Here is a 17,731-nt window from a genome sequence, read left to right as displayed (position 1 = left end):
ATTGTGTCGTAATACTGGATCGCTCCAGCGTACTGTTTGGGCGTTGCTAGTCGGTTGTGCGTCATTCGTCGGTTGATTGTGTTCCGTCTGTTGAGGCCAAGTGATGGCCTGAGTCAGTCTCTTGGAGGTAGTACTCTCCGTCTCGAAGTTCGAGTTCGTCTCCTTCGAGCAGGTCAAGGTAACTCGCAACGCGACTCGGAACGGTATCAGCTACGTATTGCATAATTTCCGGTGTGGTTACGCCGGGATTATCTTCGACGTAGTCGAGGATCTCGCCGTGAACGGTCCGGTGAAGTTGCCGTTCAAGTTTTTGATTCCGCGTGCGTTGTTGGTTGAGTTCTCGCTGCAGATCAGTGACCTGGTTATGGAGATCGCGGAGCGATTCTTCTGCGATATCTTCGAGATCGACTTGCTTTCGACCTACCTCGACCATCCGAATGAGGAACTGGCTGATACTCATGTTGAGGGAATCTGCCTGTTGACACCACTTATCGTAGAGCGGCTGAGGAGGGTACGTGACCGCGGTAGCTTTGTCGGATGCGATGTCAGGCATTGTACTCACCAGTCGCTGGAATGTGATAGACAATCGGCGATTGAGGCGAACAGCTGCTCCTCGTCATTTTACTGGTCTTGTCCGCTGAGGCAGAGTTGCTGCTCATCTGGATCGATCCAGTACAGGACTGTGGTAACACCGGACGGGTTGATGCCTAAGGCAGTCAAATCGGCGGCTGTCAGGACTACGCAAACACCGAGCGGCTGATCGTGAAATTTTGAGAGTGATGCTATTCGAGGGTTCGATTTGGTGGCTGATCTGGCCTCGTGGAGATGTTGAGAAATTTCTGAGTCGGTTCCGTTAGAGGGGTTCGTGTCAGTGAAATCTTCCTGTGGGCGCATTATCCGCATAGGAGTTCGCGCACAGGGGTTCTGACTGATATCTGACCACCTTGGTCTAACCACAGCGTTTATTATGGTCGAATTTGCTCGACTCTCGCTCTTCAGAGCTTTTCACAGAAAGCGGTTGTGTTAAAGTTCGAGTCGCTCCTACTCGGTGTCCACCGGATCAAAATCAATGATAAACGTCTTCTCGTCTTGCACTCGAAACAGTACCCCGCGTTGATTACCTTCCGAATCGGCCACTGGATAGAGCTGTTCCCCAGTATCCAGCGTGAGTATGGGTGGCCGGTACCCGGAGACATCTTCCCAGCCCCGATATTCCATTGCCGCCCGTGACATTGGAGTTATATCCGTTATGCGGGATCCAGTAAGGGTTTCCCAGTCATCGATATTTTTCCCGCGGAATACACCTGGCCCATTTCCTTCGGCGTCACTAACCGGAATAAGCAGCGAACCGTCACCGAGTTCAAGTGCGATTGATGTCCCAGAAATGGTGACTTCCCACGTCAACTCGTCAGGGGTATTGCTGGCCAAATGACGTACAGTGGTGATGACTTGGCCTTCGATATTATTCATACTTCTCCCGTTGGGGATAGCGCAGATAAACATTGCCGACGCTTGATTCTGCTGTGTCAGGGTATCCACTGCTGAGGCTCTGACTTTATGAGAATCCGGCTTCCAGAGATTCTATGACTACGCTCACTCATTCACTGAGGCCTAGGTCATCTATGGTATTCATCACGAGTTTTCGTTCGTATACAGAGAGCTCTTCTGGACCAATAGCGCAGTGATACATCCACTCAGTGTCTCCATCACAGTCAAAGCTGGTGTAACAAAGTAACGATCCATACGGTGTTAGTTTCCATTTTGAGCCGCGTGAACCACTCCCGGTTTTATTGGCAAGAGGTGCACTTGTCCAGAGTTCATAATCGTCCTCACTTGAAACCCGATTTAGCACCGCCGCCACCTGGGATTGCGCTAGATCTATTCCCTGTCCAATAGTTTCCGAAGTAATATCTGATTTTTCTTGCTTATCATATGTATTGTCCATTAGCCCATTGAACGGCTCTTCACTATCCGTATTACCAGTGTTGTCGCCATTCTGTGACTTCTCTTCAGGCCCATGTCTGGCCTGCAGACCCCAGACCTCCTGCAACACTTGATAGGCAGAATCTACCCCCATGACGCTCCTATTTTGAATTGCTTCTAGATCTGGCTCGATTCCCTGTCGGAGAGCATCTACTTCTTTCAGAGGTGTAGAATTGTCTATCTCTTTTACAAGCCGTTTTGATATTGTTTTTTTAAGGTCTGGCCCTATCTCGTTTTCTGGATCGTTTTCGTTCTCCCACTGAGGATTGTCTTGCTGGTGCATGGAATCTGGGAGGGTACCAATCACTTCGACTCTTTGCGGTTGCTCCAGTTTCTCGCGGTGGTGTTCAACTTCTCTCAGAATTATGGGATGTGGTGTGAACCCGGCTTCTTCGACTGCTTCTTTGGTGACTCCGTCGTATTGTGAATCCTTTATTTCACTCATTGTTGGCATTCTCTGTGATTCCTTCTTTCTCAAATCCTGAAGGTGAAGAAACATTTCAAACAGTTCGTCCAGTTGCTGTCGTTCCTTCTCAAGGTCCGATTTGGACTGACCGATAAATGCCAGTAGAAATCCCCACATCAGACCCTCTCCGATAAGTTCGCCACTCGAATCCCAATCATTGAACGCTGGGTCGTAATCGTCTGGTCGCAGAATACGAAGTATGTTCCCGATCTCAAAGCCAAACTGGATCTCTTTCGAGTTCACAGCGTGGCCGTGGAAAAATACGTCATCACGTACGTGTTGTGTTCTTCGCGGAATGTCCAGGAGTTCCTCCCAGAGATCAACGGGTGACTCGAATGGTGTAATGTAGTACTCGCGTTGGGTTTCTTTGATTCCGACATTAGGAATATCATCAACCGAATCTGCCTTCTCTAGCCGTTCTGCCAACTTGGTTGAATTTCGGTTAGTTTGCCGTTGAACAATTCCGTCTTCCCACTTTTCCTCAGAAAAATAAGATTTGAGTGACAGGAGTGCAACATCTGTGATGAGATGCTGGAATCGTTCCGGAAGCAGGTCGCGCTTCTTCAGGATTTGCTCGTTTCGATTGGACCTGTTCCTGACACGACCGGTTTTCAGCAGCTGTCTCTGTTTTCCTGCCAGTGCGAATTTTGCATTGAGGTTCTGGTCTTTTTCAACGTCTGTGAGCGGTTTCTGGATGACGGCCTCAGGCCAGGTTGAGGTAAGCCCGATTCCCAGTTTTGGTGAGTTTGCGAATAATTCACCATGTAAATTATATTCTTGCCACACGTTCACCTGCGCATACTCGGGAATAATAAAATTACCCCTGTGACCTAGGGTTGAGGGGGCTGGCTAAACACCCCCCCAGCCAACCAGTGCCTGCATGCCGCTACTCGAAAAAGCGCATTCGCTCCACCGCTGTCGCTGGAGGAGCGATCCAGATCACGCCAGAGAGCATAACGAAGATGCAAATCAATTACCACATTGCAGCCGCACTCGCCTAATTGCTGTCTATGCAGCACTTAAGTGCAGGGTGGAAAACAGAGGTATACGTAACTCAATCCTAAGATGGACTAACAATATTCATCAATACAAGCAACAGGTTCAGCACCGTTGTTTATATACTAAAAAGTCTCACCTTCGGTTTGATCCTCCCGCCGTAGGGTCGAAAGAAAGATTAGACATTGGAGTATATAAAGGGGTGAGAAACCATGACAACTGATCAAGAGAGGGTAAAGGAAGTGCGTAATCGAGTAGAGGAATCAGAGGAGATATCTGAGGCAAATCGAGATATCTTGCTTCAGTACGACGACATCCTACAGCGCCGCCGAGGGAGTGAGATTAAGGCGAATAGGCACTACAAAGATCTCTATGCCGTTCTGGACTTAGCAGAGCGCGGATTTGACCTGCATAAGCTCATTGTACCACGCGAATGTCAGCATCAAAATGGTCTAACTGATAGTGAGCGTAGAGCGGAAGAAACGATCAAGGAAATTGATACCCATGTGAAAGATCGAGGGTTCAAGGACTCTGTCATTGATGATCGCTTCACCAAACTTCGAACGTTCATCAATGCATTGGGAAACACTGAATGGATACCTAACATGATCGAATATGCGAACACAAGTCATTACAATCCGAGGGAAAATGTCCCAAATGTCCATGAAATTCTCTGGTATGAAGATGATGTGACTCCGATGATCGAAAACCGTCGTCAGAATAATTACCGTGATAGCGCTTGGATGGCAATGTTATGGGCGTCTGGAGGTCGGCCTCAGAGTGAAATCTACAGTCTGAATATGTCTAACCTCGAAATAAGGAAGAATCGAATTGAACTTCGGATCCCAGAAGATACCAAAACAGGCTACCGAACAAGGGAAATTTACACGGGAGTCCCATATGTCAGAGAATGGTTAAAAGAGCATCCCACTGCAGAGATGGACGAAAATTCAGATACACCAGTATGGGTCAAACTGAATGGCGATCAATCGCAGCGTGTAAGCTATTCTCAATTGGCTAGTATAACTAAAGCTGCCGGAAAAGAGGCAGGAGTCGATAAGCCGTGTAATCCACAATGGTTCAGAAAAAGTCGGGCAAGTGTCGCAGCACTTCGTCAAGGGTACAGTATTGATGATATGCGCCAGGCGTTCGGGTGGGAACAAAGAACGGCAACTCCCGAATATTATGTGGCAAAATTCGGCAAGCAAGCGTCGCGTGATCTCGCAGAAATCGAAGGCGCAACCATAGAAGATGATGAACGAACAAAGGCGATTGCTCCGGTGAAGTGTCCTGACTGTTCACAATACACAACCCGGTTTCGAGGACCGTGTCTCTGGTGTGGTACTGATATCGATCCCGATGAAGGACGTGCTGCAGACGAAGCTGCACGTGCTATGAAAGAAACTGCTAATGAATCTTGGAACGCCCTCGTCGAAGCTGTAGTAAGTGGGGAAATTGACAAAGAGAATTTAAAGAAGGGAGAAATGATGGCTGAGGTGGCTCGTAACCATCCTGAAGCGATTGGACGTCTTCAAGACCTCTTCGATCTGCAAGAATAGATAGCGGACTACTCCCACTGATTGCTAACTTCTGCTGCTATTTCGATTTCTCGTTTCACTTCAGCAAGTTCCTCACTCCCACCTGCTTGAATAAGAGCGGCGATTGCGAGAACACGTATAAACTCATCTCCGTGGAGTGAAAATTTGACGAGGTCTGTTCGATGATTCTCTACTATCTCGTCTACTGAACTACAATTACATGGGCCGTGATGGCTGTTATGTTTCATGCTTGAGAGCGGGGTCACAATTTGGTCTCTTTCTGACCGCTACTACTATATTAGCGGGAGCAAGCCATTTCATCAACCGGTGATTGGACGTCTAATGAAAACTAAACTGAAATAACCCGTTTTGAGTTTAAGAATGAGAATATTTACATTTAGTTCTTATTACTTAATGTAATCCGGTAGAGAATCATAGTTATATTGGTTGAGGTTTACTTGTTCCTCAGTAAATAGCTCACCGAGTGTTAGTTCCAGAGTCGCCGGATTGAACCGCCCAATCTTGAGTGGAGCTACCCGCTGGACATACTGTTCCACCCGATCGACATCATGACGTCCGCCGGTGTGGAAAATCAGATACGTACGATATCCATTAGAGAACATTCTTCTGAGGCGGCGATACAGAGCAAGCTTTGATGCCTTGTAATAAATTTCAGCAGCAATCTGTACAGGACTCGTGATCCTTACATCCGCGATCACGAAGTTTGGCTGAGTCCCAATCCACTTTTCGACGTTGATCTCTACTTGTTTACCAGTGACTTCATTGATACGGTTGTGGAGGGTTTTTACAGTTATTTCAACGGCAATCTGATGTCCTCCAGATACCGACTCGGCCGCGAAACAGTCGGGCGATCCATCTTTATGAACGAAGAATTCGAACAGATAATCTGTTGACAGCCCATTATATTCGACTTCCCTATTACAAATAGGGCAACTGAAATTGTATTCTAGACCTGGATAATAACTTTCACTAATTAGTGTTTGTATTTCTTTACCCGTGTAGATATGGTTAATATCATTTCTCTTGGCTACGAACATTGGTTATTGTATACGAATGATTGTCTGGTCATTTCTGGTACGTAGATTGAACCAGTGGTGCGTCGGTACCCTTCCGCATCCGAGAATAATCTTTTCAGATTCTCATGTTACTGTGTACGTTGAAAGTCAAGTACTTACTCAATCACCGGTTGATGCCGAGCGTAAGATCGTCTCCTTCTCGGGTTCACCCGGTTTTTCGCGTTGAACGTAGATGACAAAATCACTGGGTTCTGTGTGCAACGGTCCTTGTTCAAGCATGTAGCTCTAAGAAACCGTATTACCAACTCCTAAAGGAAAGTACAACGACAATGACATCAATCTTTATTCGTATATCCCTGACTTTGTAACGTCTGGAGCGCAATCTCGTTGAGATTGTTCAAGAGAAGTGCGATCGTGAGATTAGATCCTGCAACAACAACCTGTCTCTCGGAGTCATAGATGATGATATTGACGTCTGAAAGGGTCGATAGATGCGTCTGAGAGAGTGCATTGTATACGTTCCGATAGGGTTCACCAGTCGCTCTATCCACCGGAACGTCTTGTTCCCGCGCAGTGATTTCCTTAGCGAGAATTCGAACCGAGAGCTCATCGTTACACTTTGCCACCAACTCGATCACGTATCGACGGCGCTGTGCTCTGAGCGAGTGATAGACCCGCGAGAGAAAGTCATCACTGTAATTGTCGTAGCCCATGGTGAACTCGTAGAGTTAGCTCAGGACTCTCAAATACCGGTACTCCCAAGACGTGCCTGCGAGCGATCATCAACATAACCATGTGCAAATTGGGTCAGGGATTAGTTCTTTTGAAAGAACTAATGATGGTTAGTTCTCTCAAGAGAATAAATTGCTAACTACCATCTGGTCAGCGATTTTCATAATGAGCGACGGACCTGGCCGTAAGCCGACGATCACTGACGACGATATCCTGGACGTGTTTCGCTCGTCTTCTGATCCAGTTTTGACTACGTCAGAGATTGCATCTCACTTCGACATCACGCATAGAGGAGTCCGAGATCGATTAGAGAATTTAGAGCAAGAAAATAAGCTTAAATGTAAGAAGGTTGGTGCTCGTGGGATGGTCTGGTGGTATCCTGGGTATACATCGACACCTGAAGAACCATAACTCAGAAATCCATCAGGAGCATGACGATGGACTCTGGGAGCAGTGAGGAGGGGTGAACATATTGTATCTTCTTTCATCTGCCTATTGATCGCTGAGGGCGAATGCGGGAACGAGTCGTAGCAATTGGCGATGCGTTCGATACATAATTCGAGATGCAAAGACAGGTCGAAGGGGATCACCCGCGTGGAGAAGATCGTCTTTGGGTGCCATCGAGCCCTTACTGTCTCATCCTCTGTGAGGCCGTTACCGCTACGCCCCAGTCAAGCGGCCTCCCTGCGAGTGGCAAAGCTGTCGCATCGGCTGCTGATGATATGAGTTTCTACCAAGAATCACCGCTGAAGTTCACTCCAGAAGCAGAGACATCTTCCCGGAACATTTAAACTAGTGTCGAACCCGTCCAATAGTATGTCCCAGTTTTATCAGAATGCAGATCCTGATCGGGCTCAACTTCTCCCCACAAAGGATACCCTAACCGCTTTGAAATCCGACGTAACTCTCGAATCAGCTATTTTAGAATTATGTGATAATTCCCTTGATGCTTGGAAAAGATCGAATGAACGGACGGGAAAAGCACACATAGATATAGACATAAACGAACATGGGGAACGAACGGAGCTCATCGTTCGTGATACGGCAGGCGGCGTCCCGCGGGACGACGCAGCAATGCTATTTGGTTTAGGAAAAACTGCAAAAGATCAGGTTTCTGGGGCAATTGGTACGTTCGGTGTCGGAGCAAAAAAGAGCCTGGTGAATCTTGGTCTCCCATTCCAGATCCGGTCGCGTGACAAGACAGCAGATGTTGGTTGGACCTATCGTATTACAGAAGACTGGTTCAATGATGACGAGGACTGGACTGTCCCAGTACATGACGCCGAAGATATCCAACCCGGAACAACCGAAATCCTCATTGAAGATCTAAATTATAATTGGAATGAGGAGACAGAACAAGAACTGCGAAACCGGCTCGGAGAGGCATATAATATGTTTTTGAGCGATGAAATGCAGGCGCTCCGTGGAACGAACTATGATCTGGAAATTATCGTGAACGGAGAGAAAGTCGAGCCCGAAGGGATCCCCAATTGGTCGTTCTCACCGTTTGATGGCCTTCATCCTCGACGGTATAAAAATATCGAACTAAATATTGCGGAATTCGACGCCCCTGTTTACCTCCACATTACAGTCGGCCTGTTAACAAAGAAAAGCAACCGAGCGGCTGGAACGGATATCTACTGTCAAGAACGGAAAGTCGCAAGCCGACTCCGCAATGCAGAAGGCGGATTCGGCAGTGGACAAGATCGACTTGGCAACTTTAATCCCCGCCATCAACGGTTGAAGGTGATCGTCGAATTGGAAACAGATGGTGATGGTCAAGTACTTCCGTGGGATACCCAAAAATCATCGATCGATAAGCACAATCCGTTTATGAGGGGTACTGACGATTGCAAGGGCGTGTATAATTGGCTGCGGCGCACTGTACAGTCGTATTTTGATCTCGATGCCGACCGTGTTCCGCAAGCGTTCCTAGAACCGTATGATGAGGATCACCCTGCTGCAATCAACGACGGCAAACCGAAGGTGCACGATTATTCCGATCGAACTCAAGTGGTCAAACAACATCGGCCTGATACTGACCTCTCAGACATCAAATTAATCACACGAAAAGCACAGGCAGATGCACAGCTTCAGATCACCCGTGAGGACGTCTTGGATGAGGCGCAGGTTGATGCCTATATCATGCAACTTGAGCGAGAAAGTGATCGCAACCGTGAAAACCTAGTCACTGTCTCTTCAGCACCAGCAGAGGTAGCCACTGAACATCCCCATGAGATTTCCGGGCAGATCAGTGAGTTAGCCCGTGTGCACCATCACAACGGTGTTTATTACCCCAATGATCTTCCAGAATGGCAAACCGCACGGTATGATGCACATATGAGCCGACACGGAAAGAAAGATCTCCGAGACCTTTCCGAGGCACCAGATGATCTCCCAGCCACGCTTGGCGAACTCGATGGTCAAGATGGAGATGATTTAGCAACGAACAATCAGGGTCCAACAGTCTATACAGCTGATAAACTTGAAGACCCCTCGAAATCAACTGAAGAAGCTGAGATATTCTTGGTTCTCGGCGGCGACACTGAGGACGAGCGCGGCTCAAGGGTTATGGAGACTACCAGAAAGGAATTGACCAACCAGTTGAATATTGGCAACTCGTCAACAGATGAGGTACTCTGGGAAGAACTCAGAGAACACCTCAAAGAGTCCTTGGACTGAAGACCGGGCGATTTTAGAGTTCGCCCTCTCATTATACGGCAAGATGGCAGATCCGATCTTACGCTGGGCTGGCGGCAAACGCCAGATGATTGACGATATTTTGTCTCGCCTTCCGCCGTTAACAGATTTCAACGACTATTATGAACCATTCTTTGGCGGTGGAGCTGTATTCTTTGAGTTAGAGCCAAGTAACGGCCATATCAATGATATCAATCCCACTCTGATAAACTTCTACAAGCAATTCCGGGATAATCTCGATTATATAATTACTGCAAACAACCGCCTAGATGACGATCTCAGTCGTTTCAACTCTGAAGAGAAAATGAAGGACTTCTACTACACCCGCCGACGGGAATTTAACGAACTGCAAAATGGCCGTTGTGAAGATAAACTGCGCGAAGCGGTATTATTTTTATTCCTAAACCGTACATGCTGGAATGGACTCTATCGAACGAACGAAGATGGAGATTTTAACGTACCGATGAAGAGTAAGATAATCAAGACAGAGTCTATCAAAGGAAATCTAAAACGTGGCCATTACGCACTTCAGAACACCACCATCACTTCAAAGGATTTCACGTTTATCGAAAAGGAAGTCGGTAAAAATGATTTGGTGTTCTTGGATCCGCCGTACCAGCAACAGTCGGATGCACGCCATTTCGACGAGTATCAACCAGGTGGCTTCGATGAAGAACGACAGAAAGAGTTACGTGATATTGCATTAAAACTTCATCGTCGGGGAGCTATCGTTATGATAACGAATTCCCATGATGCAAAGAATCTCTATACGAATCATGACGAATTTCATGAGAACTTTAGAATAAAACCGATCAAAGCATCTCGATCGATAAATAGTGACTCGTCTCAGCGGTCGCAACTCGGGGATACCGATATTATCGTCACCAATAGTCCTCAATTTTGGGATCATAAGGACTTCGACAATTTCCGGTGAATGCTGCCCCACACCAGTTGTCTGGAACTATTCTATTAGTGATCGTTTTGTCACTAGCTTTTCCAAACTTCACAGATGCTCTTATATGGGCAACTACCACACCGAGATTCCAGATCTAATTCATCTAAGGTATGTCTCGCTGGGTCAGGATCCGGTCGGACAGGTAATCCTTTTCCAGACGTCACTCGCAATTCATCCGGTAGTTCAGAGAGATACGAACTGAAGTTAGTCCAGTCTGTATCGAATTCAATCCGATCACCACTTTCCACATAGAATAACTCTGTCGATGCGACTTCAATGTCGTATTCCTCTTTTAGCAACCAAGCATATGTCGTCAATTGCCATTTATACTTTTTCTCCAAATAAGAATCTGTCTGTGGCTTTTTTCCAGTCTTAAAGTCAACAACCTTCCAGCCGGAACTCGTTTCTAACAATAGATCGACGACCCCGTTAAGATGAACCTGTGGCTCATCAGGATGGACTGCCGATAATTCGTACTCCGGTAACACTGTCGTAGCTGACAACACTTGTTCCCACAGTTTAGACTCACGATAGCTTTCAAGGCTTGTTTCCAACTTATCTCGGATTTCGTCTTCCAGTTCAATATAGTTCGTTACATTTTCCCCCCAGCTATTACTCTTAGAGTCCCATCTATCTACAATGATATCCTCATGCAATGCCTCTATCGCTCCATGAACAAGTGTCCCCCAATACGTTGGTTGCACACCATCTGGTGCATTGTTTCCCGGTGGAGACTCTCCTCGCGTTTCGCTCACCTCCTGTAGTGCCCGGTACTGATAGCGTCGTGGACATGCAATGAGATCGTTTAATGTCGATGGGTTCAGCTGACGTGGCGCAAACGGAATACCGTCCCATGTAAACTCAGTCTCGTCTCTTTTTTCGGCTGCTGATACAGAAATATCTGGAAGCCCAATCATCTCTGCGGCTGGTGGCCCAGGCTGTTCTAATAACCCGATATCCAGCGGTATCGATTCTGGCACATCGTCGGAGGCTTCCATACTATTTGCCTCAAGATTGAACGTTACCGGATCATCATTTTCAGATGCCGTCCAAGTCTTTCTACGCTGGAACACCTCTAACAATGGATGTGCCCATGATGACCACTCATTATGATATGTAATTTCATTCCCAAGTGGGAGAATGAGGTGATCGCTCGCCCGCGTGAAGGCTACGTAAAGCAAGCGCCAAAACTCACCAAACTCATCTTTGATAGCCGGATTGAACGGATGGTCATACCTGAACCGGCCCATATCATCCCGGTCTGGAGCAAGCCACAACGTCGAGCGATACCCTAAGTTGATCCAATTGTTTCCTGGCCCTTCATTATATGATACTGGTCCATCTCGTGAGCGTGGCGCGACCGCAAATTCCTGATCGCGGGTCTCTGGGTCACGAAATTGAATACGATCTCGACTTTGGATTCGCCCTCCTGGGCCAGCTAAAAGATCTGGAAGGACAACAACGTCGAATTCTAATCCCTTCGAACTGTGGACCGTCCGTAGCTTAACCGTATTTTCGTTACTACTATCCGCCGTTTGGGCGAGTTCAAATGTTTCATTGTTTGAGGTTGCCATATCGCGGTATCGTTGGAGTCGATCGACAAATTCTCGATACGGAAGCAATTCTTCTTCTTCCCAGTCACGAGCTAATTCAACGAGAACCCAGAGATTCCCATACCGTTGCATCGCATCTTCGCCCGCCAACAGTACAGTTTCGAGTCCAGTGTGCTGAATGATTTTCTGGATAAGGTCCGCCTTTGATCCCTCTCGGTCCCAACGGAGATCGTTGTGCAAGTCAACGAGCCCTGCTAATCGCTCGCGGTCGTCTGGATCTAAGTCGTCGTCTGACCACTCTTCGAGCGCATACGGTAGGTTCCAGTCATGACGTGCGAGAAATCGTAGTGTATGGTCTGACAACGCAGTTACTGGCGATCGGAGAATCCGCAATAGCGAGTCTTTCGAGTGAGGGTGAGCAAACCAATCAAGAACATCGATAATGAACCGAATTTCCTGAGCTGCAAACAGCCCACGATGTGCAACGATTGCGTTCTCTAACCCGTAGTCATCAAGTGCATCACGGAACTCTTCCATGTATTTCCCACGACGGAACAGGAGCGTGACATCACCTGCTTTGACAGACCGCTTTTTATCGTCATCACCAACCATGATATCGTCGTTATCGACTAGCCCACGAATCGTCGCAGCTGTCTGTTGAGGGTCACGCTGACGCCATTCGTCGGCATTTACGTCACCAAGTGGAAGAACGTGTAGGTGACTCTGATCATCGTTCGTGGGAGGACGGTATGGACGCAATGGCTGGAAGTCTGTCGAAAATGTTCCGATTGCGCCCCAGCCGTCATGCTGGAACAGTCGATCAAACAGGTGGTTACCAGCGCGGACAAGATGAGGATGACTCCGAAAGTTCGTTACCAACTCGGCCCTCTCCCAGTCGGTCACTTCTAAGTAGCGGTCAGGATCACCGTTAGCTTCCTCATCAGCAGCATGTTCAAGCAGATGTGCAAATATCTCTGGATCTGCCGATCTCCAACTGTAGATCGACTGTTTGACGTCACCGATGACGAGAATGTCACCGCCATTTTCATCGTTCGTGATTAAGTGACTGAGAATACGGCACTGGGCATAACTGGTGTCTTGGAACTCGTCAACAAAAACCTTAGAGAAGCGATCAGAAAGGCTATTCTGAAGGTGTTTGCTATCACCGTGTTCAAGATACTCCCAAACAATATATACGATATCCTGATAGGAGAGCTGTCCGGATTCTCGGGTTCGGGAATCGTACTCTGCTTCAAATGCATCCAACAACTCATCCAAGGCGTTAGCAAATCCAATATTGTGCCGATACTCGTCCCCGATTGCTTTTTGGCTCTCATCACTCGGTTCGGAGATTTCGCCCTCCGGGATTCCAGTTACATGGGAAACAATATTCCTAATGTCCGCGCCGTTGAATGGTGGTTCACGATCGTTGTGAAGGCCTGACTGCATTTTAGTTCGGAAAATATCAGTACCTGAATCTGCCCCCGGAGCAGGGAACTCATAGCACGCTTCACGAAGATCTTGATGGATATTGAATAGATATCGTCGTGGGGATGTTTCCGTTAGCGCCTCTTCAAGCAAGTCAAGCGCCTCTTCATACTCATCATCGTCTCGGAGCGTCCGCTCAATCTCCTGTAACAGTTCATCTGTCTCTATCTCGTCTCGGATATCAAACTCAGGGGAAACATGTACCTCAGAGGCGATCTCACGCAAGAGATCCCCGACAAACGAATCGATCGTAGAAATATTACTGTCGGTTTCTAGCCATCGCCAAAGTGCCGGGTCAAAGGCTGTGTCCACATTTTCCTCGTGCTCTCTGAGTAGTTTCTTTATTTGGCCTTTCAGTTGTCCAGCCGCATCTCGGGTAAAAGTCGTAACAAGAATATCAGTGAACGGGTTCTCGGTCAATGACCCTGGATCAGGCTGAGCCATTCGGGCAACTGTCTCCGCGACAACTCTGGTAAGTGTGGCTGTTTTCCCTGTTCCTGCCCCTGATCCAACTGCGACCCGACCAGATCCTTCTTGGAAGGCGTACATGACCTCAGCTTGGTCATCAGTAAATTCGAACCCGTCCGCTATTTCGAGTTCCAAGTCCGCGACGAGTTCATTGTGGTTCATTCGAGTTCTACCCCCGAATCCGGAATCTGGCACAGATCACGGTAAACACAGTTAAGACAATCGTCACGATCCACAACTGTCGGACTAACTGTTAGTTCTATCTCGCTAGATGAATCAAGCGTATCCGCTAACTTAGAAAAGTTCTGTTTCCAGTCTTCGACACTACTCTCCCAATTTTGGGGATATCCACGCGGGACTAACTTCTCAACCCACTCGCCCTCTGGAGCAATAATATTAGTATAGTTGTTTTGAATGGCAACAGTACGGTTGCCGTCACTCGGTCCCGCGTATTGTTCCTGTAGTGCTATTCCAATAACCTTTGAGTCGTGTTCATTGCTTTCGTGCTGGTGACCCGCAATCATACGATGATCAATGACGTACTTCGAGTGGTAGTTGCAGTTCTCTTCCCGACCACAATCAAGACATAGTTCCCCCGTCTGTTCGTTGGATTCCCAAATAGCTCCATCAAAACAAGATTTTAGAGCGCTATTAGCCCGCTTGGAGAATCGAGTAAAGAAGATTGGGAGCGCATATGTGCTATCACCGTTCTGAATTCTGTCAAGGCGGTACGCTGGGACAGCTAAATCGTGGCCCTCTATTGTGACCTCCCCTCCAGATCGCCATTTCCAATCGCGCTTGATATCGGCTTCCCGTTCGGCAAGAACAAGCTCCCGCTCGGCACGAAGGTTTTGATAAATTGTATTCATATCGTACTCAGAAAACCGATCCTGATCGTGGACCCATTCTCGGAGCTGTTGTTGAGACTGGAATTGCGCAAGGCCTCGCTTTGTGCTCTGACGCTCGGGAAGGAGCGTCTCAACTATGTCTTTCCACTTTTCGACGTAACGTGGGTCCGCGTAGTTTTCTCGAACAATATATGGAAGATGGCCAAGTCGCCAATGGGGTGTCTGTGAGTAGTACTTTGGTATTTCCCCTCTCGTGGGATTATTCCCAGTGAAATTATACATGAATTGGTAATAATAGTATTTCAATCCACACTGTGCCTGCATGTCCAGTTCGTGAGGGTGATGTGGCTCCCCTGTGACAGCATCTAATGACACTTCACTGAATGCGGCTTCGTCTGGTTGAATGGTGACACTGGTCGGTGGCTCTTGATATCGTTCAACACGAGGTAATACAAGTGCTGTTAGTGGGTGTTGTTTAAGCCGAGCGGCGATCGCCTCCACACCGGCCGCCGAAATCGTATCTGTGTCCGCTATATGAGGTTGCATCGCATAATAGAGCAACATCCGGAGTCGCTCACGTGGTGCCACTTGACCGGCAAGAACTTCCCAATCTGCTTCGGTATTAGACTCTGGACTTGGCATCCAATCACCAACGGAGAGTCTTTGGACTGGTCGATTTGATGCGTCCTTGTCAGCGTTCACATCGAACAGATCAATGAACGGAGACCATGCGATCTCGTTTCCACGCTCATCCCGATAGCTATGATACAATCGGATTGTCCCATCTGAAGTCAGCGTCGAGAGTCCTGCTTGGTAGAAGTCGAGTGCCTCTTCATAATTCGATCTTCTACTATCTAAATGATGATATGGTGTTTCGCCGGCTCGTGTCTGTTCGTATACAGCCTCACGGAGTTCACGATGTAGAAACGTTGGTGTGGATGCTTCTCCCGGGAATTCGTCTGCATTCATCCCTAAGAAGAATACATGCTCAGCTTCTCTAAAGAACGCGTTCCCGGCGTCCACCACGGGTACAGCATACTGGTCTAGATGTCTCTTCCCATAGGACTGCTTCCCTAAGACTGCAGAGAATGCGCGGCCGACCTCATACCAACTCCTCGGAGCATCAAATAGTTCCTGCACCCGATCGTAGTGATTTCCAACATCTCCAAGTGCACTCCGAACGTGTTCTGCTTCATTGGTAGTATGTCGTTCGTCCAGTGTTGTTCGGGTTACGTCAATCGCAGGACCCGTATTCAGTTCTCGCTTGTGATCGACTGTTTGGCGAACATATGCCCCGAGATACTTTCCAAATAGATCTTCCAGTTCCTCGCCAGATGTTGGTGGCCCGTCTGCTAATGTTTCAATGTCAGAAAGGTACTCTGTGACAGCATCCCATGGGCCCGTCCAGTCTGGTATTTCATTGACCAGAGAACGCCATTCAGAGAATACTATTCCTTGGCCTTCATACCGGTCTGGTTCGTTGTTGTAGAACTGCTGTTTCCGATGGAGTTCTTGTTCGACTTTCGTGAATCCACGCCCCTCGATCGGCCAAGTCCGGCCATAGCTTCCTCGGGGGCAGTACCCTAAGCGAAGAGGGTCCACCAGTTCTCCATACGTTATTGGTTGATCGTTAGCGACTGCATCGACAACATCAATCAGCGTGCGAAAACAACGATATGCTGGAATATTTGCAAATGGGCGGCGAGTTTCGACATGAACTGGGATCTCTACGGTTTCGAATGCCTGTTCAACGAGAGACTGGTAGCTCCCAGCGTCTGGTGCGACGATAAGAATCTCACGCGGATGTGTTCCATTCTGGACAAGTCCTCGGATTTCCGCCGCAGCATGTTCGACAGCCCGTTGATCAGACGGAGCTTCAATAAATTCGATACCATCAGGAATACTATCAGGCTGCTTCGAGGTTGCGGTCAGTAGTGTCTCGCTTGCATTAGCTGCCAGTGTTGGGTCCGCTGTCTCTCCGGGGGCGGGTGTGCTTGTTGTTGTTAGTGAATCAAATCGGCACGTATTGTACTCAGTACTTCCAGTTCCAGTAAATATCTCTACGTCTGGCGCTTTGTCGTGTGCTGCTAACGTTTCGATGAAACGTAAAGTCGGGTTGTCGAACACACTGATGCCAACGATTGCAATCCACTCGACATGATTGTACTCGGCAGTCCACTGGGTAGAAATATGATTCCGAGCTTCATGGACGAGGTGACTTCGTGATTGCTGCCGATCTAATTCGAGCGACGATAGTTTTGACTCAATGATCCGTTCGATCCCCTTAAATGCGGTGAGTGAACGATTGCTCTGAACCTGCGCAAATCGGTTGTTCAATTGGGTGAGTTGGCGCGTTGCCGGCGTGATATTGGTTGCTGCATCTGTCCATCGGAGGAAGTCATCGTACTCTGTGATGAGTGCCTCTCTAGTATCCTCTTCCTGATATGGGAGTCTAGCGGCTAACGCTTCAATAGCTGATTTTTCTGATGACTTTACAGAGTCGCCGAACTCAACAGGAACAGCCGCGTTTTCTGTTCCCGGCTTCGGATCCGCATGCATGAAGATTCCTTCGACAAGGCGGTCACGGATACTATCAGCTAAGATACGACTTGGCGAATCAGTAGGACTGAGAAGTGTACGTGAGAGATCCTCAACTGTTGTGTAGTGACTAAGTCTTGATGTCGGCAGGTTCTGGTGATCTAAGGCCTCTTTGAGATTCTGTTTGAGCAGTTGACCTGAAAGAATGCACATACCCGAAGGATGCCGCGCGGGGGTCATGGCAGCATTGTCGGCTTTGCTTTCGAGATATTCGATCGCGGACCCCGTGCGAACTCGAATCGCCATAGACTTATGAGATAGTCCCGATATAAAATCTTATCTAATAGACATCAATACATCATTTCGGATACTTCAAATAAACTGTTTTATATCTGTGAAAACGTTATCTAACCTGTATACACAAAACTA

11 protein-coding genes are annotated in these 17,731 nt (G+C 47.8%); 4 read left to right on the top strand and 7 right to left on the bottom strand.

The window, feature by feature from the left end:
- Positions 1–61: 61 nt before the first annotated feature.
- The 3 genes from LDH66_RS21325 to LDH66_RS21315 form a co-directional block, all read right to left on the bottom strand.
- Positions 62–553 (bottom strand): hypothetical protein, encoded by a 492-nt coding sequence (locus tag LDH66_RS21325; protein WP_226483098.1) that lies wholly within the window; start codon positions 551–553, stop codon positions 62–64.
- Between the two features lie 488 nt (positions 554–1,041).
- On the bottom strand, positions 1,042–1,470 hold the full coding sequence (locus tag LDH66_RS21320; RefSeq protein ID WP_226483097.1) for a hypothetical protein: 429 nt from the start codon (positions 1,468–1,470) through the stop codon (positions 1,042–1,044).
- 127 nt (positions 1,471–1,597) lie between these two features.
- On the bottom strand, positions 1,598–3,241 hold the full coding sequence (locus LDH66_RS21315; RefSeq protein WP_226483096.1) for a hypothetical protein: 1,644 nt from the start codon (positions 3,239–3,241) through the stop codon (positions 1,598–1,600).
- 416 nt (positions 3,242–3,657) lie between these two features.
- On the opposite strand from LDH66_RS21315, the gene LDH66_RS21310 reads away from it, so the two are divergent.
- Positions 3,658–5,004 (top strand): site-specific integrase, encoded by a 1,347-nt coding sequence (locus LDH66_RS21310; RefSeq protein ID WP_226483095.1) that lies wholly within the window; start codon positions 3,658–3,660, stop codon positions 5,002–5,004.
- Positions 5,005–5,390: 386 nt separating this feature from the next.
- Here LDH66_RS21310 and LDH66_RS21305 read toward each other — a convergent pair whose 3' ends face one another.
- Positions 5,391–6,041: a hypothetical protein gene (locus tag LDH66_RS21305; protein WP_226483094.1), complete on the bottom strand. Its 651-nt coding sequence runs from the start codon at positions 6,039–6,041 to the stop codon at positions 5,391–5,393.
- 314 nt (positions 6,042–6,355) lie between these two features.
- Positions 6,356–6,733: a DUF7344 domain-containing protein gene (locus tag LDH66_RS21300; protein ID WP_226483093.1), complete on the bottom strand. Its 378-nt coding sequence runs from the start codon at positions 6,731–6,733 to the stop codon at positions 6,356–6,358.
- A 184-nt stretch (positions 6,734–6,917) separates the two neighbouring features.
- On the opposite strand from LDH66_RS21300, the gene LDH66_RS21295 reads away from it, so the two are divergent.
- From LDH66_RS21295 to LDH66_RS21285, 3 genes are all read left to right on the top strand, one after another.
- Entirely contained in the window at positions 6,918–7,163 is a 246-nt protein-coding gene (locus tag LDH66_RS21295; RefSeq protein ID WP_226483092.1) for a FaeA/PapI family transcriptional regulator, read from the top strand.
- Positions 7,164–7,568: 405 nt separating this feature from the next.
- Positions 7,569–9,434 carry an ATP-binding protein gene (locus tag LDH66_RS21290; protein ID WP_226483091.1) on the top strand — a complete coding sequence of 622 codons (1,866 nt, stop codon included), beginning with the start codon at positions 7,569–7,571 and terminating at the stop codon, positions 9,432–9,434.
- 43 nt (positions 9,435–9,477) lie between these two features.
- Positions 9,478–10,386 (top strand): DNA adenine methylase, encoded by a 909-nt coding sequence (locus LDH66_RS21285; protein ID WP_226483090.1) that lies wholly within the window; start codon positions 9,478–9,480, stop codon positions 10,384–10,386.
- A 53-nt stretch (positions 10,387–10,439) separates the two neighbouring features.
- Here the strand turns inward: LDH66_RS21285 and LDH66_RS21280 are convergent, their stop codons facing one another.
- Together LDH66_RS21280 and LDH66_RS21275 are read right to left on the bottom strand one after the other, a co-directional pair.
- The gene (locus LDH66_RS21280) at positions 10,440–13,997 is read right to left on the bottom strand and encodes a UvrD-helicase domain-containing protein (RefSeq protein WP_226483162.1); all 3,558 of its coding nucleotides are present in this window, start codon (positions 13,995–13,997) and stop codon (positions 10,440–10,442) included.
- 77 nt (positions 13,998–14,074) lie between these two features.
- The gene (locus LDH66_RS21275) at positions 14,075–17,608 is read right to left on the bottom strand and encodes a PD-(D/E)XK nuclease family protein (protein WP_226483089.1); all 3,534 of its coding nucleotides are present in this window, start codon (positions 17,606–17,608) and stop codon (positions 14,075–14,077) included.
- Positions 17,609–17,731: the final 123 nt, after the last annotated feature.

It is taken from the genome of Natrinema amylolyticum (assembly GCF_020515625.1).
Classification (GTDB): domain Archaea; phylum Halobacteriota; class Halobacteria; order Halobacteriales; family Natrialbaceae; genus Natrinema; species Natrinema amylolyticum.
The sequence above is the reverse complement of the archived record's forward strand: the minus strand, read 5'-3'. Positions and strand labels throughout refer to the sequence as shown.

Excerpts from the sequence above, each read along its gene's own strand:
- LDH66_RS21325 (WP_226483098.1), bottom strand. The coding sequence starts at position 553 with ATGCCTGACATCGCATCCGACAAAGCTACCGCGGTCACGTACCCTCCT.
- LDH66_RS21320 (WP_226483097.1), bottom strand. The coding sequence starts at position 1,470 with ATGAATAATATCGAAGGCCAAGTCATCACCACTGTACGTCATTTGGCC.
- LDH66_RS21310 (WP_226483095.1), top strand. The coding sequence starts at position 3,658 with ATGACAACTGATCAAGAGAGGGTAAAGGAAGTGCGTAATCGAGTAGAG.
- LDH66_RS21305 (WP_226483094.1), bottom strand. The coding sequence starts at position 6,041 with ATGTTCGTAGCCAAGAGAAATGATATTAACCATATCTACACGGGTAAA.
- LDH66_RS21300 (WP_226483093.1), bottom strand. The coding sequence starts at position 6,733 with ATGGGCTACGACAATTACAGTGATGACTTTCTCTCGCGGGTCTATCAC.
- LDH66_RS21295 (WP_226483092.1), top strand. The coding sequence starts at position 6,918 with ATGAGCGACGGACCTGGCCGTAAGCCGACGATCACTGACGACGATATC.
- LDH66_RS21290 (WP_226483091.1), top strand. The coding sequence starts at position 7,569 with ATGTCCCAGTTTTATCAGAATGCAGATCCTGATCGGGCTCAACTTCTC.
- LDH66_RS21285 (WP_226483090.1), top strand. The coding sequence starts at position 9,478 with ATGGCAGATCCGATCTTACGCTGGGCTGGCGGCAAACGCCAGATGATT.
- LDH66_RS21280 (WP_226483162.1), bottom strand. The coding sequence starts at position 13,997 with ATGTACGCCTTCCAAGAAGGATCTGGTCGGGTCGCAGTTGGATCAGGG.
- LDH66_RS21275 (WP_226483089.1), bottom strand. The coding sequence starts at position 17,608 with ATGGCGATTCGAGTTCGCACGGGGTCCGCGATCGAATATCTCGAAAGC.